General features: G+C 48.9%; 18 protein-coding genes. All 18 read right to left on the bottom strand.

Annotation, left to right across the window (positions count from 1 at the left end; genetic code table 11):
• Positions 1–346: 346 nt before the first annotated feature.
• Positions 347–1,297 (bottom strand): riboflavin biosynthesis protein RibF, encoded by a 951-nt coding sequence (ribF, locus tag EKM87_RS01505; protein WP_125681115.1) that lies wholly within the window; start codon positions 1,295–1,297, stop codon positions 347–349.
• 23 nt (positions 1,298–1,320) lie between these two features.
• Positions 1,321–2,229, bottom strand: coding sequence for a tRNA pseudouridine(55) synthase TruB (truB, locus tag EKM87_RS01500; protein WP_125681113.1), 909 nt, complete (start codon positions 2,227–2,229; stop codon positions 1,321–1,323).
• A 604-nt stretch (positions 2,230–2,833) separates the two neighbouring features.
• The gene (rbfA, locus tag EKM87_RS01495) at positions 2,834–3,184 is read right to left on the bottom strand and encodes a 30S ribosome-binding factor RbfA (protein ID WP_125681111.1); all 351 of its coding nucleotides are present in this window, start codon (positions 3,182–3,184) and stop codon (positions 2,834–2,836) included.
• 19 nt (positions 3,185–3,203) lie between these two features.
• Positions 3,204–5,660 (bottom strand): translation initiation factor IF-2, encoded by a 2,457-nt coding sequence (gene infB / locus EKM87_RS01490; protein ID WP_125681109.1) that lies wholly within the window; start codon positions 5,658–5,660, stop codon positions 3,204–3,206.
• Positions 5,661–5,707: 47 nt separating this feature from the next.
• A complete protein-coding gene (locus tag EKM87_RS01485; protein WP_125681107.1) occupies positions 5,708–6,010 on the bottom strand; it encodes a L7Ae/L30e/S12e/Gadd45 family ribosomal protein in 303 nt (100 codons plus the stop codon).
• Positions 6,003–6,299: an RNase P modulator RnpM gene (gene rnpM, locus EKM87_RS01480; protein ID WP_125681105.1), complete on the bottom strand. Its 297-nt coding sequence runs from the start codon at positions 6,297–6,299 to the stop codon at positions 6,003–6,005. The genes EKM87_RS01485 and rnpM overlap by 8 nt, the downstream gene beginning before the upstream one ends.
• A gap of 27 nt (positions 6,300–6,326) precedes the next feature.
• Positions 6,327–7,556, bottom strand: coding sequence for a transcription termination factor NusA (nusA, locus tag EKM87_RS01475; RefSeq protein ID WP_125681103.1), 1,230 nt, complete (start codon positions 7,554–7,556; stop codon positions 6,327–6,329).
• Between the two features lie 22 nt (positions 7,557–7,578).
• Positions 7,579–8,052 (bottom strand): ribosome maturation factor RimP, encoded by a 474-nt coding sequence (rimP, locus tag EKM87_RS01470; RefSeq protein ID WP_125681101.1) that lies wholly within the window; start codon positions 8,050–8,052, stop codon positions 7,579–7,581.
• A gap of 126 nt (positions 8,053–8,178) precedes the next feature.
• Entirely contained in the window at positions 8,179–8,454 is a 276-nt protein-coding gene (locus EKM87_RS01465; RefSeq protein ID WP_125681099.1) for a hypothetical protein, read from the bottom strand.
• A 983-nt stretch (positions 8,455–9,437) separates the two neighbouring features.
• Positions 9,438–13,769, bottom strand: coding sequence for a PolC-type DNA polymerase III (locus EKM87_RS01460; RefSeq protein ID WP_125681097.1), 4,332 nt, complete (start codon positions 13,767–13,769; stop codon positions 9,438–9,440).
• A gap of 105 nt (positions 13,770–13,874) precedes the next feature.
• Complete coding sequence (locus EKM87_RS01455; protein ID WP_125681095.1) at positions 13,875–15,584, bottom strand: proline--tRNA ligase; 1,710 nt, start codon at positions 15,582–15,584, stop codon at positions 13,875–13,877.
• 35 nt (positions 15,585–15,619) lie between these two features.
• On the bottom strand, positions 15,620–16,897 hold the full coding sequence (rseP, locus tag EKM87_RS01450) for an RIP metalloprotease RseP (RefSeq protein ID WP_125681093.1): 1,278 nt from the start codon (positions 16,895–16,897) through the stop codon (positions 15,620–15,622).
• A gap of 94 nt (positions 16,898–16,991) precedes the next feature.
• Complete coding sequence (locus EKM87_RS01445) at positions 16,992–17,780, bottom strand: phosphatidate cytidylyltransferase (RefSeq protein WP_125681091.1); 789 nt, start codon at positions 17,778–17,780, stop codon at positions 16,992–16,994.
• A gap of 23 nt (positions 17,781–17,803) precedes the next feature.
• On the bottom strand, positions 17,804–18,592 hold the full coding sequence (locus tag EKM87_RS01440) for an isoprenyl transferase (protein WP_225428373.1): 789 nt from the start codon (positions 18,590–18,592) through the stop codon (positions 17,804–17,806).
• Between the two features lie 103 nt (positions 18,593–18,695).
• Positions 18,696–19,118 carry a hypothetical protein gene (locus tag EKM87_RS01435; RefSeq protein ID WP_125681087.1) on the bottom strand — a complete coding sequence of 141 codons (423 nt, stop codon included), beginning with the start codon at positions 19,116–19,118 and terminating at the stop codon, positions 18,696–18,698.
• Between the two features lie 26 nt (positions 19,119–19,144).
• Positions 19,145–19,702: a ribosome recycling factor gene (gene frr, locus EKM87_RS01430; protein WP_125681085.1), complete on the bottom strand. Its 558-nt coding sequence runs from the start codon at positions 19,700–19,702 to the stop codon at positions 19,145–19,147.
• Position 19,703: 1 nt separating this feature from the next.
• A complete protein-coding gene (gene pyrH / locus EKM87_RS01425; protein ID WP_125681083.1) occupies positions 19,704–20,426 on the bottom strand; it encodes a UMP kinase in 723 nt (240 codons plus the stop codon).
• A 210-nt stretch (positions 20,427–20,636) separates the two neighbouring features.
• Positions 20,637–21,521: a translation elongation factor Ts gene (tsf, locus tag EKM87_RS01420; RefSeq protein WP_125681081.1), complete on the bottom strand. Its 885-nt coding sequence runs from the start codon at positions 21,519–21,521 to the stop codon at positions 20,637–20,639.
• Positions 21,522–21,630: the final 109 nt, after the last annotated feature.

Genomic DNA, 21,630 nt, shown 5'->3' with positions numbered 1-21,630 from the left:
AGACACATATATAATGTAGCAAAACCGGGTTTTGAAGTCAAGAAATCTGGCAGAATTTTTAGCAAACTCTGCTGTTAAGTGCTAATTTTTTTGATTTTGACCTGAATTCGGCCTAAACGCATCATTTTTCTGACGAGCACTGATACCCTTAAACGACCTAGTGGGCACCCGAAACTATTTCCACCTGCTAAACACGTCAATAAAAAAGGAGACCAGAAATTTTCATCTCGGCCTCCATCGCGTAACAAGTTGATACCCACTACACCTCATTATATTAAATTAGATTCGACTAGCCACAGGGTTAACTGGATATGGACCCGGTCGTACTTGGTAAACCAAACCTCACTTAGTCAGCGGCTACTTGCTTAAAGTAATCTCTGGTTGCCACTTCATCCTGCTTGAGTTGCGCCACCAGGGCCTCAACGCCGTCAAACTTAACTTCACCACGTAACCGATGGTGCCACTCGACCTCGACCGGCTCACCATACAGGTTGCCTTGGAAATCGAGTAGATTCATCTCAACGGTAATCGGCCGATTGTCACCAAAGGTCACGTTGCGACCTACTGAAACCATCCCAGGATACCAGATTGCGCCTACTTTTAGCCGAGCCGTGTAGATACCAATACCTGGCAGCCATTCGTCTTCCGGTGACAATACATTGGCTGTAGGGAACCCAATCGTTCGGCCCCTGGCTTCACCGTGAACGACCAAGCCAGTCGACCGGTACGTGTACCCCAATAACTGGTTGGCTAAGTCCACGTCGCCCGCCTTCAAGGCCTGACGAATGCGCGTGGAACTAATTTTTTCCTGGTTCTTAGCCTCTTCGGCCACAGTGATCACGTCAAACCGTCCCTGGGCGTACCCAGCGAGCTTATCCATGGTCGCCACGTCCTTTTTTCCGTAAGTGTGGTCAAAACCAGCCACAGCGGCTACCGTGTGAAACTTCACGAGGTAGTTGTCGACAAACTCCTGGGGCGTTTGCGCTGAGAATTCCCCGGTATAATTGACCAAGAAGACCCGGTCTACACCCAACCGGTCTAGCTTACGCAACTTGCGCTCAGTCGTACTCAAATACTTCCGGTCATCTGGTTCCAGTGGTCGATAAACCAAGGCCGGATGATGATCGTAGGTCAGAACCGCTAGTTTAACGTTACGGTCCCGTGCTTCCGCCTTCGCCCGGTTAATGACCGCTTGATGCCCACGATGGACCCCATCAAAGAATCCCATGGCTAAGACCACCGGCTCATTCGGAATCTGCCGTTCATCTAACGGATGGTGGATGTTGATAACTTCCATTTTGCAATTCCTCTTCTCAAAGCTTAATTCACCGCAAACATTTTAAGCGGCTTATATTGTTTTTTTTCATCGGACCACTGGTAGAGACACTTAGTCTGGCCCTGATAGCTCAACGCAATCGTTGGCGCCGAACTGGACACCTCATGGGCGCTCAAAAAAACGCCATTCTTCACCAGGCCCCATAAATGGTCGTCTAAGGCCACATGTGGGAAGTCTTGGAGTGCGTAATCAATTGGTCGTAAAACGTCGCCTAGGCGTTCCTCAGCTACTGCTGACGCCACTTCATCCAGGCTGACCGCCTGGTCAAGCGTAAAACCTCCGCTCTTTAGCCGAGTCAAATCAGACATGACAGCTGGTACGCCCAAAGCCCGACCTAAGTCGACGGCAAGGGTCCGGATATAAGTCCCCTTAGAACAGCCAATTTCAAACTTGATTGTTTGGGTCCCGGCCGTTCCCTCAAAGGTACCCGCATCAGTCAACGTAAAGTGGTCAACCGTAATGGTCCGCGTTGGCCGTTCCACAGTCTCTCCAGCTCGCGCATATTCATACAACTTGCGCCCATTCACCTTCACAGCAGAAAACATGGGCGGTGTTTGCTGGATCGTCCCCGTCAAAGTCGCCGCGGCCGCCTTGAGATCTACCAGAGAAAAAGGTTCAGTCAACTGCCGCCGACTGATTTCTTCGCCGTCTAAGTCTTCCGTCGTGGTCGCAAAACCGAGCGTGACGCTTCCCCGGTAAACCTTACCGGAAGCCATTAGGTAAGGAACCACCTTCGTGGCTGATCCGATACAAATGGGTAAAACCCCATCCACGCCTGGATCCAATGTGCCACTATGTCCCACTTTTTTCGTGTGTAAAATGTGTCGTAACTTTGCCACGCAGTCAAAGCTGGTCAGACCGCGTTCCTTATATAGGGGAATGATACCGTCCATTGAGACTCCTCCAATTTTTTGGTTGTGGTTAAGTGTGATGCTATTTCCAATCCTGGGTAACGGCTTAAAAAACGCCGCCACCCGATTGACGCTAAATGTCAGTTCTATTAGCCTATCACTCTTTGTGAAATTAGGCCAGACTCACGACGTCGGTGAGTGGTTTCTACTGCCAATTTCAGTAACTAAAGATTGAAAGTTTTGAATCCCCGTTAGTCTCATCACAACAACATTTAAATTAGTCTACCTCACAGCTCACACATTGCTTTGCAGTCAATTACCGAAAACCTACCACAATTCACGCAAGTAGCGCCTTCAACCACGCACATGCTAAACCGCAATCAGAGCCGGAGGCGGCCAGGGATGGTGCCGGCCGTGATAGTGGTGTTAGCTGGCGATTTTCTGCCAGCTTAAACCACGGGCGACTTTGAAGACACGGAATTTGCGTGGCTTCAAATCGAGCGAGAAGCCCGCCTTTTGGCTGAAGCGTCCCCACAGCAGGCCCCATCCCTGGCCACCGGAGTGCGGGCAATTGACAAGATAGCTGAGCAACCAAAAAGGCGCCGATCCGCTGAGATCAACGCCTTTCGTGGTGAAACTGCACCGGTTAGTCCTTGTGGTGAAGTTCGCTTAACAGTTCATCGATATGACTACCGTAACGAACAGACGAATCCTGTTCGAAATTCAGTTCAGGCGTCTTGTAGATGCTTAAACGAGACCCTAATTCTGAACGAATCAGGCCAGTAGCCTTGTTTAACCCCTGCTGCGTTTTTTCTGCAGACGAGGCTTTATCAGACAAAATACTGTAGTAAATCGTTGCCTGTTGCAAGTCACCAGTGACTTCCACGCCGGTAACGGTGACACCCTCGACCCGAGGATCGCGAACACGTTTTAGTAGAATATCCGTAACTTCCCGTTGGATTTCTTGTTCCAACCGGCCAACTCGATATTGTGCCATTTACGTTTGCCTCCGATTTTTATTTAACGGGAACTTCCTTCATCACGTAGGCTTCGATAACGTCGTCTACCTTGATGTCGTTGTAGTTCTCGATAGTTAATCCTAATTCATAACCCATCTTAACTTGCTTGACGTCGTCCTTGAAACGCTTCAAGCTACCAAGTTTACCTTCATAGATGACCACGCCGTCCCGAATCAAACGAACGTCGGCGTCAGCCGTCACGTAACCTTCAGTAACCATCCCACCGACGATAGTGCCGACCTTAGAAGCGTGGAAAATGTTCTTAACTTCAATTTGGCCAGTAACTTCTTCTTCGTAAGTAGGTTCCAGCATCCCCTTCATCGCCGTTTCGATTTCATCGATGGCGTTGTAGATGACGTTGTGCAGGCGAATGTCGACCTTGTCGCTGTCGGCTTGAGCCCGTGCTTGTGGTGTTGGACGAACGTTGAACCCAATGATGATGGCGTCAGAGGCTTCTGCCAACGTGACATCACTTTCATTGATGGCCCCAACGGCAGAGTGAATGATGTTGACCCGCACGCCAGAAACGTCGATCTTCTTCAAACTACCTGCCAAGGCTTCAACGGAACCTTGAACGTCAGCCTTGATGATGACGTCAACTTCCTTCATTTCGCCTTCCTTAAGGGAATCAAAGAGATTGTCCAAGGTCACGTGGTTGGTATTGCCCCGTTCCTTGACTAAGGCTTCCTTAGCCCGTTCTTCACCAGCGGCCCGTGCCGTCTTCTCATCGTCAAAGACCACGAAACGGTCCCCGGCTTCTGGCACGTCGTTCAACCCAGTGATTTCCACTGGCGTCGATGGACCGGCATCTTTGATCCGCCGACCACGTTCGTTAACCATCGTCCGAACACGCCCAAAGGTGTTCCCAACAACGATAGGATCCCCAACGTGTAAGGTCCCTTGTTGAACCAACAATGTGGCAACGGAACCTTGACCTTGGTCCAACCGAGCTTCGATGACGTTCCCAGCACCATTTTGGTCTGGGTTAGCCTTCAATTCAAGCACTTCGGCTTGTAAGAGAATCATGTCGAGCAATTCATCGATGTTCTTGCCAAACTTCGCTGAGATTTCAACGAAGATGGTGTCGCCACCCCAGTCTTCAGGAATCAATTCGTATTCCGTTAATTGTTCCATGACGTGGTTCGGGTTAGCACCCGGCTTATCGATCTTGTTGACCGCCACGATGATTGGCGTTCCGGCAGCCTTCGCATGGTGAATGGCTTCGATGGTTTGTGGCATCACACCATCATCAGCGGCAACTACCAGCACAGTCAGGTCGGTGATTTCGGCACCACGCGCACGCATTTCAGTAAAGGCAGCATGTCCTGGCGTATCCAAGAACGTAATCAACTTGTCGTTGTAGTGGACTTGGTAAGCACCAATGGCCTGCGTGATCCCACCAGCTTCGCCTTCAGTGATGTGAGAATGACGTAAGTGATCCAACAGCGTCGTCTTACCATGGTCAACGTGTCCCATGATTGTGACAACTGGTGCCCGCGATTCTAAGTGGTCAGTGTTAGCCATTTCGGCGTCAAAGGCCTTATCGATGTCAGAAACATCGACTTGAACCTTTTCTTCAGCCTTGATGCCATAGTCATCAGCCAAGATCTCAATCGTATCCTTGTCCAGAGATTGGTTTTGGTTGACCATCACACCCAGCATGAAGAGCTTCTTCACGATTTCAGCTGATGAACGGTGTAAGATTTTTGCCAAATCTTGAGCGTTCATGCCATCAGTGTAGAGTAAGGTTTCTGGTAAAGCCTTGTTCTTACGTTCTGGCGCGCCCTTGTGTTGGTTTGTGTCTTTGATCCGTTGGTTCTTCTTGTAACGGTTATTATTATTGTTATTACGGCGACGGTTATTGCGGTTGTTCCGGTTATTCCGGCCCCCGCGACTGTTGGTACTGTTACTGCTACTCCGCCGGCCATTGCTATTATTTGTATTATTATTCAAACTTCCACCAAATCTGCCGGTGCCGGAATTATGTTGTTCAGTATGATTACTCCCGGCCTGGCCATTATTTTTATTGTTGTTACGATTATTTTGGTTCCCAGTTCCCTGACTTTGGTTCCGGTTCCCAGTACTGTGGTTCTGCTGGTTACCGTTACCTTTGTTTTGGCTCTGGTTCCCATTGGTGTGGCTATTCTGCCGATTAGGTGACGCTTGCGACCCATGATTGTTCTGATGAGTCGTGGCGTTACCCTTCGTGTGACCACCCTGGTTTGCGGGGCGCGCTGCCTCAGTCTTGACCGGTTGCTTAGCCTGTGGCTTGGCAGCTGGTTTAGACCCCGCAGCCTTTGGTTGAAAGGCTGCCCGCAGTTGACGTTCTTCGTTATCGCCGAGCGTTGACATGTGGTTTTTCACCGGAAAGCCTTTTTCTTCGGCTTTCGCGATGATCTGTTTACTGGAGACGTTAATTTCTTTTGCGAGTTCATAGATTCGCTTCTTCCCCATATCTTCACACTCCTTAATTTTCGGCCGATCACGAGAACGTCAGATGGTTACTGAAGTAGTTGTTGCATTTTCCGGACGAATCCCGGATCGGTGATTGCTATGACCGTGCGCGCGGACCCAATGGCCGTGCTCAACTGGTCTTTGGTAAATGATTCATTCAACGGGACGTTATAGCTCGTTGTCTTGTCACGAAATTGCTTCTGACTGCTCTTACCAGTATCACTAGCCAGTAAGACCAACTTGGCAGAAGAATCCCGCACAGCGGCTAAAACGAAGGATTCGCCGGTAACCAATTTACCTGCTCGCCGGACCAATCCTAATAATTGTAAAGCTTGCTCGGCATTAGTCATTGTTAAATAATTCCCGCCGTGCTTGCTGATGATCAACGTAAGCGATTAAATCGTCGTAAAACTGGTCATCGATCTTAACACCAAAGGTATGGTCAAAAGTCCGTTCCTTCTTGGCCCGCTTAGCAATGTCTACGTCCAAAGAGATGTAGGCACCACGCCCGGATTGTTTCCCAGTAGGATCAACACTAACTTCTTGATCCTGGTTGCGAACGACCCGGACCAGTTGCTTCTTTGGTGCCATTTCCCCGGTCACAATGTCCTTGCGCATGGGGATCTTCCGTTGTTTCATGGGTCTTAACCCTCCTTCAGATGTAAACTATTCTGCAGACTGATCATCATCAGTGGCTTCGCTAGTTGACTCTGCCGCTGCTGGTGCATCATCTTCATCTGGTGTAACGTCGTCAGTCGTGGCTTCGCTAGGCGTTACGTCATCAGGCGTTGCGCTTACCTCATCGCCAGCATCTTCCGTGGCAGCGTCGTCAGTAGGTGCCTGATCAGCTTCCATTATAGCAGATGCTTCTGATTCTGATTTAATATCAATCTTATATCCAGTCAACTTAGCGGCTAACCGGGCATTTTGGCCCCGCTTACCAATGGCTAAGGATAATTGATAGTCAGGAACAACGACTTCACAAGCCCGTTCGTTGTTGGGGTCAAAAATGACATCCAAAACTTCGGCTGGGTTCAGCGCGTTAGCGATAAACTTCGCTTCATCATCCGTCCATTCCACGATATCCATGTTTTCGCCACCGAGTTCGTTGACGATGGTTTGGACCCGTTGCCCACGAGGACCAACACTGGTTCCCACGGGGTCAATGTCGGGGTTGTTCGAACGAACAGCCACCTTGGCCCGGTCACCGGCTTCACGCGCGATGGCCATGATTTCAACCGTCCCGTCGTAAATTTCAGGGACTTCTTGTTCAAACAAACGCTTTAACAAATCAGCGTGCGTCCGACTAACGAAGACTTGGGGACCCTTGGTGGCGTTTTCGACCCGCGTCACGTAGACCTTGATGCGGTCATGAATCCGGTAGGTTTCGTTAGGCATTTGATCCTGACGACCCATTACGGCTTCGACCTTACCCAAACTCACGTAAACGAAACGGGAGTCCTGACGCTCAACTTCACCAGTGACGATTTCATTTTCGTATTGGCTGTATTGATCGTAGATAATCGTCCGTTCGGCTTCACGAACCCGTTGCAAGATAACTTGCTTAGCAGTCTGTGCAGCAATCCGGCCGAAGTTCTTAGGCGTAACTTCGAACTTGATATCATCGCCTAATTCATAACCTTTGTTGATGGTCAGTGCTTCATCTAAGCCAACTTCCAAGCGAGAATCGTAGACTTGGTCAACGACTTTTTTAACGGCGAAGACGTGGATATCACCCTTACGTGGGTCAAAATTGACTTCAACGTTTTGGGCTTGGTCGTAGTTCCGCTTGTAAGCAGAAACTAAAGCGGCTTCCAGAGCGTCAATAACGATTTGCTTATCGATACCCTTTTCCGTTTCCAGGACGTCTAACGCCCCCAATAATTCTTTACTCATGTTTTGCTTCGCTCCTTATTCGTTAGAACTTGATGGCTAAACGGGCCTGGGCAATGTTATCACGAGGAATCGTCAGGGTTTTGATTCGGCCCTTCAGGTTAACCTTAAGATCCATGCTTTCATCCGTCAATGTCAACAGTGTTCCTTCATAGACCTTGCTCTGACCAATCTTTTGGTAGAGGGAGACGTGAATGTAATCACCCACGGCCTTTTCAAAGTCTTCTGGTTTCTTCAGTGGTCGTTCGGCACCTGGTGAGGATACCTCCAGGAAGTAGGCCTGAGGAATTGGATCCGGATCGAGGCTGTCCATTTTTTCGGACACCTCGTCACTGACCATTGCACATTCCTCGATGTTGATACCACCGGGCTTATCAATGTAGAGCCGCAGGTACCAACTCTTACCTTCCTTAACAAATTCAACGTCAACTAGCTCAAACTGATGCTGCGCCACGATTGGCTGGGCTAAGGCCGTCACGGTCTCGACGACAGTACTCAAAGAATTCCGCCTCCTACATTTTTCCATTAAAAAGAGTGAGCATTGACTGCTCACTCATTTAAAAACGAGTTTAACTACAAACACAACTTTACTACAGTTTCCCCGTGATTGCAACTGTTCCACCACTTACGCCTCGCAAGTGAGCAGGAGCAAAACGAAGCCGACAATTGTAATAAATTCAAATACCAAGAAATTCAGTCGCGTCGAATTCATTGCCTTCAAACTAAACGTCTTGATGAGGGTCAGGATGAACGCCACCACGAAGTAGGCGATCACCATGGCTAAAAAGGTCGCTTCACCAACGTTGGCCAAGAGTCCGAACAAAATGTAACCTAAACCAATCAAACAATAACCTGCCAGAAAAATCCACCCATCTGGTAATCTTACGAAATGTCGTAGCATGGTGAACACCCGCTTTCGTTAGAGTTTATTAATGGTCTTTTCATTCCTCACTCATAGTATATCACGAATTGCCGGTTTTGTAAGCGTTTACAAGACTATTTTATCACGGTTTGTTTAATTAATGACAATTGAGGGATTGCCGCCTCCGGCTGCCAGGGCTGACGGCCACTGTGGGGACCGGGGAAAGCCATAGTGCGGTCTTTTCCCTCGGCTTGAAGCCCCGGCAAATCACCGGGTCTCCAAGGCCGTCCCACGCTGTAAGCTGGTAACCCACCAGCTAACACCGTCGACACAGTGGCCATCATCCCTGGCCTCCTGCGGCTACGTTAGTCAATTCATTGCTCACTGGGATAACTACCATAACAAATTGGTCGTCTGAACGCTTGTAACGTTGATTATCCACTTCAAAATAACATATGTGCTAAAAACTGAAAGCACTGAAACACCCACCGTACCTGATGCAACGAGGATTGGATATTGGGGTTCGGCATACATAGTGGGAAATTGCAGCTTTACCGTTCGCCAAATTTGACTCACTCTCGGCTACCTTGTTGAGCGCCAATAATATTGCGTAAGTGCTGCTGTCCAGGCTTTTAAGCTAGCTTAGTTTCCAAGAATCGTTTAACCGGAGGCGGTCAGAGGTGGAGCCAGCTGTGTCAACGGTGTTAGCCGATTTTCGGCATACAGCGTGGGACGTGTTTGGAGACTGGTGATTTTTCCAGGCTTCAAACCGAGCCGAAGGACTGATTTTCAGGCCGGAGGCGTTCCCCACAGCAGGCGGAATCTCTGGCAGCCGTATGTGGCTGAGTGAGGCTAATTTTAAGTCTATAATGCCTTACTATTCTTGGCTTAATAACGTCTTTACTACCATGCAAAAAAGGCTCGGCTCAGCAGCTTGCTAAGTCGAACCTTTCTGTGGCGTCTGTGACAAAATCGCAAACGTCTTTTCCTTCTTCAAATATTGTCGCGGTGTTTACTGCTCGCTACATCATATCGTCAAATAGACTCAATTGGTTTTCATCTGGTAAGCCATTCAGCACACCATTTTCCGTCATGAAGTCGATGATCGTTTTGGAGACCTTGCCTCGCTTGGCTAAGTCTTCCTTTGAGATAAATGCACGGTCATTTCGCGCAGCCACGATTTGCTTGGCAACGTTCAAGCCTAACCCTGGGGCTGACTGGAAAGGTGCAATCAACGTATCGCCGTCAATGATCCAGTCGGCCGCATCGGACTTATCCAAATCAATCATCTTGAACTTGTAGCCCCGTTCCAGCATTTCATTGGCCAGTTCTAGAACCGTCAATAGGTTCTTGTCCTTAGTCGACGCATCCATTCCTTGGTCAGTGATTGCCTTCATGGCAGCCTTAACCGCCGTTTTCCCCTGAGACATGGCAACGACATCGAAGTCGTCCGCCCGCACAGAGAAGTAAGCTGCGTAGTAAATGATTGGGAAGTAGACCTTAAAGTAGGCCACCCGTAACGCCATCAACACGTAAGCAGCGGCATGCGCCCGGGGGAACATATACTTGATCTTCAAACAAGAATCAATGTACCAGTCTGGACAGTCCGTCGCCTTCATCTTGTCCTGCCATTCATCCGGGATTCCGCGACCCTTCCGCACGTGTTCCATCACTTGGAACGACGTTTCGGAATCGAGACCGAAGTTGATCAAGTCGGTCATGATGTTATCCCGACAACCAATCACGTTGGCAATGGTGGCGGTGCCGTTCTTAATTAATTCTTCGGCATTCCCCAACCACACGTCGGTCCCATGAGACAAACCAGAAATTTGGAGCAATTGTGAGTAGTTCTGAGGATGCGTTTCTTCCAGCATCCCCCGCACGAACCGCGTACCAAATTCAGGCACACCCAGTGTTCCCGTCTTAGACTGAATCTGTTCTGGCGTCACACCCAATGAATCCGTCCCGGAGAACAATGCCATGACACCCGGGTCATCCATTGGGATGGTCTGAGGATCGACCCCCGACAAATCCTGCAGTGTCCGGATCATCGTGGGATCATCATGTCCCAGAATATCAATTTTTAAAATGTTGTCATGAATCGAATGGAAATCAAAGTGGGTCGTTTGCCAAGCGGCATTTTGGTCATCGGCCGGATACTGGATCGGCGTAAAGTCGTAAATATCCATGTAATCTGGCACAACAATGATCCCCGCGGGATGTTGCCCGGTCGTCCGTTTGACCCCGGTCGCCCCTTTGGCCAGCCGGTCAATTTCTGCGCCCCGGAACGTCTGCTCCGTGTCACGCTCGTAGGCCTTCACGTACCCGTAAGCCGTCTTATCTGCCACAGTACCAATTGTTCCGGCCCGATACACGTTCTTTTCACCGAACAACACCTTGGTGTAGTTATGGGCGATCGGTTGGTAGTCCCCAGAGAAGTTCAAATCAATATCGGGGACCTTGTTCCCTTTGAATCCCAAGAAGGTTTCGAAAGGAATGTTATGACCATCGCCAATCATGAGCGTCCCACAGTTCGGACAATCTTTTTCCGGTAAGTCATACCCTGAGCTGTATTCCCCTTTGGTATAGAAGTGAGAATACTGACACTTGGGACAACGGTAGTGCGGTGGCAGGGGGTTCACTTCAGTGATTCCCGTAAACGTGGCGACCACACTGGATCCAACGGACCCCCGGGACCCAACCAAGTAACCGTCCTTATTGGACTTGGCTACCAGTCGTTGCGCGATCAAGTAAATCACGGAGAACCCGTTCCCAATAATTGACTTCAATTCCCGGTCCACTCGATGTTGTACCAGTTCGGGCAGTGGATCCCCGTACCACGCGTGGGCGGTATCCATGGTCCGCTGCCGGATTTCATCCTCGGCACCCTCCATCCGCGGCGTGTATAGCTTATCTTTCAACGGATGGACGTCATCCACATCGTTGGCAATCTGCTGGGTGTTGGTGACCACGATTTCCTTGGCCGTTTCTTCACCTAAGTAGGCAAAGTCCTTCAGCATTTCGTCCGTCGACATGAAGTGTGCGTCTGGCAATTCCTGCCGGTTGAGCGGATTGGCGCCCCCCTGAGAGTGAATCAGGATTTTCCGGTAAATATAGTCCTCTGGATTTAGGTAGTGAACATCCCCAGTGGCAACCACCGGCTTATTCAGGTCGTGACCCAGCTTGACCATGTTCCCCACGATTTCTTCCAGATTCGCCTCGTCAGCAATCAAGCCAGAATCAATCAACGGTTGGTAAGCCGCCTTGGGTTGGACTTCCAAATAGTCGTAGTACTTCGCCTTGGCAGCGGCTTCGACTTGCCCCTTTTGCATCATGGCCGTGAAGACTTCACCCGATGAACAGGCGGAACCCACGATGATGCCATCACGGTAGTGGTCGAGCACACTCCGCGGCACCCGGGGCACCCGGTAGTAATAATCCACGTTGGACGCCGAGACCAGTTTAAACATGTTCTTCAAACCGTCCTGCGTCTTCGCAATCAGAATCGCATGACTTGGCCGCGCGTGCTTGTACGCATCGTTATCGGTCATGTGATCGTTCAACTGATCGTGATACTGAATATTGTAGCGTTCTTCCGCATCCTTCAAGAACAAGTAGTTCAAATGTCCGGTCGATTCCGCATCGTATACGGCCCGGTGATGGTGCTCCAGGCTGACGTGGAACCGCTTGGCCAGTGTGTTCAACCGATAACTCTTCAAGGTTGGATACAGGAAGCGGGCCAGCGTCAACGTATCAATGATGGGGTTGGGAATTTCTGGCATCCCATGGCGCTTATACCCAGTGTTCATGAACCCCACGTCAAACGTCACGTTATGACCAACGATGATTGCGTCGCCACAGAACTCGCGGAAGAGTTTGAAGACTTCTTCTTCAGACTTCGACCCAGCCACCATATCATCCGTGATACTGGTCAGGTTCGTCGTCTGTTCAGACAGCGGGAAGCCAGGATCAATGAATTCCTCAAATTGGTCAACCACATTCTTGTGCTGCATTTTGACGGCTGATAATTCAATGACTTTATCATAAATGGCGGATAGCCCCGTCGTTTCCACGTCAAATACCACGTACGTTGCACCGTCTAGTGGCTCGTGAGCGCTGTTGTAGCCAATTGGCACCCCATCGTCCACCAGGTTGGCTTCAACCCCGTAGAGCATCTTTACGCCGGCCTTAGCTCCCGCATTGAATGCTGCCGGAAACCCTTGAAGGTCAGCGTGGTCTGTAATGGCTAGTGCGGGCATGCCCCATTTTTTTGCCTGATTGACGTAATCGCCGATTGGATTGGTGGCGTCCATCTGACTCATCGTGGTATGCAGGTGGAGTTCCACCCGTTTTTCACCCTCTGGTGCGGTGTCTTGACGCGTGGCGTGCTTGACTTGGTTAATGTCATACGCCGTCAAAACCAGGTCACGAACATAGCTGTCTTCTTGGACGCTCCCACGAACTTTGACCCAGCTACCCTCTTCGATACCAGCAAATTGGGCTTCGTCTTCAGCACCCTTCGAGAATTTCTTGACGGAAATGGAAGACGTATAATCAGTGATTTTAATCGTTAATAGTTGACGACCAGACCGCAACTTCCGGATTTCCTTATCGAAGATGTACCCCTCGACAATGACGGACCGTTCCTCTTGGGTAATATCCACCATCCGTAGCGTCGGCTGGTCACCCTTGATTTGACGACCAATCTGAGTGGGACCACTCGCTGCCGGTACATCCTCTTGCCGCTTCTGGTTAGCTTTTTCAATGGCCACGGCCGCCTGCTGGGCTAACTGAGCATCCGTCTTCTCTTGACGGGCCTTAAACTCATCAATTTTGGCCTGTGACCGGGATTCATCCACCATCACATGAATGTTGAACTTAGGAAAACCGGCATCTACGTAGCTGTCCTCAATCGGTCCCAGGGCCTGATTGGTCAGGAAGTCCTTAACCACTTCATTCTGAGCGTACAACAAGACCCGACCATCACTATCTAGCTCTGGCACTTGTGACTGACACAGTTCCTGAACCAGGTTACCCGTCAAGCCACTGTTTTTAACGATCCACTGCCAGTAGTCTCCCAACAAACGGCTCGTTAACTCGGGTTCAGCCACTTCAATGGTGGCCTCGACCGTGGCGATTTCTCTGAAAGCCACCTGCAAGTGATTGTGAAAATCAACAAAAGCAGTAAATGGCAGAATGGTGGGCATTTTCAAGAAGAAATGCCAACGCCGGGACTGTTCGTGTACAGTCAAGCGGTCAATGGTCGCCGTTTGATAGTACGGCTGATCAGCCATTTCTGTGAGTTCTAATTGCTGTAATAATTTTTCAAATAAAGCATGGCGATCTTCGTCCACGAGGAAACTCCTTTCGTCTCATTGAACGATGGCCCGGCTAACCGGCCACCATCGCGTGTGTCGTTAGAAAAAGACCAGCCGTGAATGCTGGTCTTTACGGTAAACTTAGTCAATATCTTTGAAAAGAATCTCAACGGTACTGGCAACTTCGTCTTTAATGACTTCGACCGTTTCACCGGTCTTACGAATCTTAATTTCAACGATACCTTCGCCGGCCTTCTTACCGATGGTAATGCGGACAGGAATCCCCATTAAATCGGAATCAGCAAACTTAACCCCTGGCCGTTCTTTCCGGTCATCAGTCAAGACCCGGTACCCTTTGGCCGTTAACTGCGTTTCCAATTCTTCAGTCAGACTGGCTTGGTCTTCCTTCTTCAGGTTGACTGGAACCAGGTGAATGTCGAATGGCGCAATGTTACGAGGCCAAACCAGCCCATTTTCATCGGCTTGTTGTTCAGCAACGGCGGAGAGCAACCGACTCACACCGATTCCGTAACAGCCCATGATGACAGGCTTCTGCCGGCCACCTTCGTCAAGAACCGTTGCACCTAAGGAATCAGAGTAACGCGTCCCCAACTTGAAGATGTGCCCGATTTCAATTCCCTTAGTAAACTTCAGGACACCGGACCCATCTGGCGACAAGTCACCCGGCTGAACATCACGGAAATCACCGTAGGCATCGACCCGGAAGTCCCGGTCGACGTTGGCGTTGATGTAGTGATGCTCGTCTTCATCGGCACCAACGACGATGTTGACCATGTCACCCACGTATTGGTCGGCTAAGATCTTCACGTCTTCGCTAACACCAACGGGACCCAAGGAACCAAAGTTGGCTCCTAAGAACTGTTGGGCTTGTTCTGGCGTTGCTGGGTCTAAGAAATCAGCGTCCAAGAAGTTCTTGAGCTTGGTTTCATTGACTTGGTGATCACCACGCATCAATACCATGACAGGCTGTTCATCAGCTACGTACAACATACTTTTGACCAAAGTTGATGGTTTAACGTCCAAGAATTCGGCAACTTCATCAATCGTGTGTGCGCCCGGCGTTTCGATTTTTTCCAAATCGCCCAATGGTGCGTGAGACTTCTTACTGATGAAGAGGCTCTTGGCCATTTCCAAGTTAGCCGCATAGTCCGAGGAATCGGAGTAGACAATGGTGTCTTCCCCAATTGGGGCAATGGCAGAGAATTCCTTGGAATCTGATCCCCCCATGGCACCACCATCACCCACGATACCACGGTAGTTTAAACCGATCCGATCGAAAATGTTTTGGTAAGCTTGTTCCATTTGACTGTAGATTCGGTCCAAGTCTTCGTTGTTGATTGAGAAAGAGTAGGCATCCTTCATGATGAATTCGCGGCCACGGAGTAACCCGTAACGCGGACGATCTTCATCCCGGTACTTAGGTTGAATCTGGTACATCACTAGGGGCAGCTTCTTGTATGACTTAATTGAGTCACGAACCAGCATCGTGAAGGTTTCTTCATGCGTTGGTGCGAGGATAAAGTCGCTGTCGTGTCGATTCTTAAACTTGAATAAGTTGTCACCGTAAGTGTCGTAACGACCGGATTCCTTCCAGAGTGAAGCTGGTAAAACGGCGGGCATCAACATTTCAACGGCCCCAACCTTTTCCATTTCCTCACGGATGATCGTTTCAATGTTCGTCAACACGCGGTAAGCGAGTGGCAAGTAAGCGTACATTCCGGCCGTAACCTGACGAACGTACCCGGCCCGCAGCATCATTTGATGGCTGAGAGCTTCTGCATCATTGGGCACTTCTTTCAGTGTCGGAATGAGTAGTTGTGATTGTTTCATAGCAAATATTCCCTTCTAGTGACGTCTTAATTCTGTTAATGAATGAAGAAGCGTTCAATATCGTTCCACGTGACTAACAACATCAGTAGAACTAAGAACCCCACCCCAACCAGCGTAATCCCTGCTTCCACGTTTTCTGAAAGAGGTTTGCGCCGGATGGCCTCAATTATGTTTAATAATATTTTACCACCATCTAAGGCTGGAATTGGGATTAAATTGACAATTGCCAAGTTGATCGACAGGAATGCCAGGAAGTTCAGCACCCCGACCATCCCAAACTTAGTAGCCTGAGAGGTCGTCGCGAAGATGGCCACGGGACCACCTAAGTCGTTCAAGCTAAAGTGGCCGGAAACCATACTCCAGAGCGCACCTAGCAACGTCTTGGTCATCGTCCAAGTCTGCGTAAAGCCGGAAGCCAAGATCGCCCCTACGTGCTTATTCTGCGCCTGGGTGATTCCAATCATCCCGACGGTCTTCCCGTTGGACTTTTGACCAGCTGGTTTCAACACGATTTGTTTCGTTGCTGATCCACGCTTGATCGTTAACGTTGTCTTCTTGTTGGCTCGGGGCTGAATAGCGGTACTCAGATCCGTCCAGCTGCTGGTCCTCTTGCCATCCACGGCCATAATCTTGTCATTGGTCTTAATACCGGCTTTTTGAGCCACTGAGACCGGTGAACTTGCCACTGTGACCTGGTTAGTCCCCATTGGCACACCACCCTGCACGAAGGCCATCAACATGTAGGCAACGATGGCCAGAAAGATGTTGTTCATTGGTCCGGCAAAGTTGGTCATCAGTCGCCGGCCTAAAGAAGCGGATTGAAATTGAACGTCTTTCGGCGCAATTTGGAGTTCCGTGCCATCACTTTCAATAATCGTGGCATCGTGAGCCACCGGATAGCGTTTGACTTCGGATTCATCACCGTTTTCGTAGCCCTCGATCCAGAGTTCATTCTCCAAATCAGTGCCCGTTACTTCCAACGGAATCCCGTTGAATAACGTTGATTTTTTACTCGTGTTAATGCGTTGGACTTTCTCGTCATCCCCTACATAGAGGCTAACGGGCGTCCCAGGTTTTAATTCTTCTTCGTCGTCTTCAGCACCCGCCATGCGGACGTACCCACCGACTGGTAAGAGGCGCAACGTATACGTCGTGCCGTCCTTCCCCCGGTGATAGACCAGTTTGGGACCCATTCCGATAGAGAACTCCCGGACCAGGATGCCGCCTCGCTTGGCAAAGTAAAAGTGCCCAAACTCATGCACGATTACCAAGATCCCAAAAACAATGATAAAGGTAATAATCGTCGTAATCACAGATGTCGTCCCTTCTTCAAGTACTGTTCGTTGTTTTTTACCTGCTCCCTAGCATACCTTAACGACCCGCTGAGACGCAAGCGAACAGCTAGACTTAGATCAACCCAAAGAGGTGAATGACGGGAAGAACTAACAATAAACTATCGAACCGATCCAAAATACCACCATGTCCAGGTAAAATCTTACCCGAATCCTTAACACCGTAATACCGTTTCAAAGCAGACTCAACCAGGTCGCCAAACTGACCGGTAACGGAGAAAATCAGCGTCAATAAAATCATGATTCCCAAGTTAAAGTTCCCAATTGGGTAGAAGTACCAGAAGATGGTTCCAACGATGGTTGCGACCAGCGTCCCACCAATTGAGCCTTCCCAGGTCTTGTTAGGGCTGATGTGGGGCGCTAATTTATTTTTCCCAATCTTACGTCCAATCATGTAGGCACCAGAGTCCGTCGTCCAAACAATGAAGAGCGCGTACAATAAGGCCACCAAGCCAACGCCTCTAGCTTCAATAAAGAAGTGGAACCCAATTCCGATGTATAACATGCTCAAGGTAATCACGCCGGCATCGTCGAATGAGAACCGGTTCTTGGAAACCACCGTCCGCAACAATAATAGCAGGACAAATAGGTAAACGATGTACCAAGGATTTAAATAACTGGGTAACCAATCCCACCAACTCGTGGGGGCAATCACCGCAATGATCCCAATTCCAGAAATCCAAGCCTCTGGACTGACCAAAAGTTTCTTCCGCATGATCAGCACTTCAGAAAGTGCTACTAACCCTAAAGCAACGGCCGCGATATCTACCCAGATACCCCCAGCAATGATAATGGGAATAAAGATAATCAACGCAACAACTGCTGTAATAACCCGTTGTCTCATTTCACAAGCTCCTCAATTCAATTTTATTTCGTGTTGTCGGTGGCTAACCCACCAAAACGACGGTGACGCTGTTGATACTCATAAATTGCTTGTTCTAACGCCGTTTGATCAAAATCTGGCCAGTGTTGCTGGGTGAAGACAAACTCACTGTAGGCCACCTGCCAGAGCATGAAATTAGAGAGTCGTTCTTCACCACTCGTCCGAATCAAAAGATCGGGGTCCCGTAGTTCGCCCAAATCAGCCGTCATCAATTCTCGGTCGATGGCGTCATCATCAATATCAGTGGCAGTCAACTGACCAGTTTGCACCTGTTCAGCCAGCTTTTGAACAGCCGTGACAATCTCAGCACGCCCGCCATAATTTAAGGCAAAGTTCAACACCATTCCGGTACAATCTTTGGTATCCGCAATCGCATCGTTGACCGCCTTTTGCGTTGCCGCTGGCAACTGATCAGTGTACCCCATGACTTTGACGCGGATATTATTTTTCACCAAATCAGGCACGAACGTCCCAAAGAAGTCGACGGGCAACTTCATCAGATAATTAACTTCTGCTGACGGCCGTTTCCAATTTTCAGTAGAAAAAGCGTACAAGGTCAAGACTTTGACCCCAAGATTACTAGCAGCCATTGCCACCGTTTTAACAGTATTCATGCCCTGTTTGTGACCCGCAATTCGCGGTAAATGGCGTTGCTGAGCCCAACGACCATTACCATCCATAATAATGGCAACGTGAGCGGGAATATTGGTCTCATCTAATTGCCGTTCTTCAACTTCACCTGTAGTTTGATCCTTATTTAAAAAAGAAAACACGGCGCACCTCCATTGGTCTTTACAACCTCTCATCATAACAAAAAAAGGACCGGGAAACTATCCCGGCCCCTAAATTGAGCAAAAATTTAGTTTTTTGACCGGCTTACTCAATTAACCGCCATTCACCACGCTTGGCATCAACTAAAGTGCCAAAGTAGCTCAACAGGTTGTTAGCATCGTCGGCGCTAACTTCACCCAAGAGATTCAGGCCTTCCCCAGTTGGTAATGGGTCGCCCAAATCGGTAATTTCGTTGCCATTTTCGATGGTTGCCTTGGAGAAAGAAATAATCCAGTCATCACCGATCAATTGCGTAATGACAAAGAACAAGTTGAAATCATCACTCACAAAAGCGGGTTGGGCGTATACGCCTTCCTGAATTTGTTCAAGTTCGGCACCGTTGTAGTTCAATACTGAAACATTTTCAGCATTAACCGCGTTGTTCAGCCGAAAGACCATTTTCCCAAATTCCTTAGAACCTGGGGTGATTTCCATGTTGTCTTGGTTGTTTTCGTTTTCTTCTGCCATTTTTAAGCGCTCCTTCTCAGTTGGTTTTAGTCAGTTAAAACTTCTTTTTCCTTGTCAGCGGCGATTGCGTCAACGCCCTTGATGGCCTTGTCGGTAACCTTCTGAACTTGATCTTCCAGGTTGTGCAGGTCGTCATCAGTATAGTCGCCATTCTTATGGCCCTTCTTAACAGCGTCCATTGCATCACGCCGAACATTTCTGACAGCGACTTTGCCTTCTTCAGCCTTAGACTTAACCGTCTTGGCAATTTCCTTACGCCGTTCTTCGGTTAATTGTGGGATGACCAAACGAATAGCCGTTCCGTCATTAGCTGGTGTAATGCCGACATCGGATTCCATGATACCCTTCTCGATGTCTTCCAAAGCAGACTTGTCGTAAGGCGTTACCATTAAGATCCGTGGTTCTGGAATCGTAATGGCAGCCACTTGATTCAATGGCGTTTGCGCGCCGTAGTAGTTGACCATGACCCGGTTCAAGATACTGGCGTTGGCCCGGCCGGCACGAATCGTCCCCAATTCACGTTTCAGGGCTTCTTCGGCCTTCTTCATTTTATCCTCTGCAGTTGTAATTATCTGATCTGCCATATTATTTACCCCTTACTGTTGTCCCGATATTTTCGCCCTCAACAACCTTGCGAATATTACCTTGCTTGTTCAGGTTGAAAACGACGAATGGGATATCATTGTCCATTGAAAGTGAGCTTGCCGTCGTGTCCATCACGTGTAAGCCCTTGTTGATAATGTCTAGTTGTGTCAGTTGGTCAAACTTAACAGCATCGGGATCCTTGTTAGGATCAGCTGAGTAGATACCATCGACCCCGTTCTTAGCCATCAAGATGGCATCGGCGTTGATTTCAGCTGCTCGCAGTGCTGCCGTCGTATCCGTGGAGAAGTAAGGGCTACCGGTTCCCCCGGCAAAGATAACGACCCGTTCCTTTTCCAAGTGACGAATGGCCTTACGCCGGATGTAAGGTTCTGCAATCTGACGCATTTCGATAGAAGTTTGAACCCGCGTTGGGACTCCGATTGATTCCAAATTATCTTGGAGTGCTAACGCGTTCATGATGGTTGCTAACATGCCAATGTAGTCGGCTTGGGCCCGTTCCATGCCCATCTGTTCACCAGACACGCCACGCCACATGTTTCCACCACCAACCACAATAGCGATTTGGATGCCCAAATTATAAACATCCTTGACCTCTTCCGCTACGGTTTTAATTACTGGCGGATTAATGCCAAATCCCTTATCACCGGCTAAAGCTTCGCCGCTGAGCTTCAGCATAATCCGTTTATACTTTACGTCCGCCATTGTGTTTCCTCCTATTGTATTCTGACAATAATTCTATCATAAACCCAGGGCTAGTGATAGTCACGGGTGATGAATTACCCATTTTCCTTACAATTCTTGCTGTATTTCTGAAATGTGGGTCGCCGTTAGCCAATCACAGACTGGCTAACCACACGGAAGCTAACAAAAAAGCGTAGTTTCCGAGCGGAATCTACGCTTTTCTTCAAAAAATTAACCGTTGATTTGGTCTTGAACTTCTTTAGCCAAGTCAACCGTTGGCTTTTCGATTCCTTCACCAACTTCGTAACGAACGAACTTGACTAACTTACCGCCCTTGCTAGCAACAAATTGGCTAACAGTTTGGTCGCCATCTTTAACGAATGGTTGGTCAGCTAAGCTGATTTCTGACAAGAACTTGTGTAAACGGCCTTCGACCATCTTTTCAACGATCTTTTCAGGCTTGCCTTCGTTCAAGGCTTCTTGCTTCAAAACTTCGCGTTCGTGAGCTAAACGGTCAGCAGGAATGTCATCGCGAGAAACGAATTCAGGGTTGATAGCAGCAACGTGCATCGCAACATCCTTAGCAGTTGCTTCATCAGCGCCTTCTAAGACAACCAATGCAGCGATTTGGCCACCTTGGTGTAAGTATGAACCAAATACTTGGCTGTCGGTCTTCTTTTCGATAGCGAAACGACGTAATTGGACGTTTTCACTCGTAACTTGCGTCGTCTTAACGATTTCTTCGTTGATGGTTGACCCATCAGCCGTTGGTAAAGCTAAAGCAGCATCTAAGTCAGCTGGTTGCTTTGCAGCAATCGTGTCAGCAACTAAATCAACTAAACCGTTGAAGGTGTCGTTGGTTGCAACGAAGTCAGTTTCTGAGTTCACTTCGATGATAGCAGCGGTGTTACCGTCAACCTTCACCCGAGCCAAACCGTTAGCAGCAACGTTGCCGCTCTTCTTCTTAGCCTTAGCGATACCTTTTTCACGTAAGAAGTCGATGGCTTTGTCCATGTCGCCTTCAGAAGCAACCAGAGCCTTCTTAGCATCCATCATCCCAACTTGGGTCTTGTCCCGTAATTCTTTTACTTGTGCCGCAGTGATTTTGCTTGCCATGTGTAATGGCCTCCTTTTGTCATTTCATCTAATTCACCAAAAAAGACTGACTCAATCTCAGGCCATTATCGGTCCTAAACATTAAGCCAGCCTAAGGTGCTTTAAATCT

Source organism: Levilactobacillus yonginensis (genome assembly GCF_003946265.1).
In the GTDB taxonomy this organism is placed as follows: Bacteria; Bacillota; Bacilli; order Lactobacillales; family Lactobacillaceae; genus Levilactobacillus; species Levilactobacillus yonginensis.
Note: the sequence above shows the minus strand (reverse complement) of the source record. Positions and strands in the feature narration are given on the sequence as shown.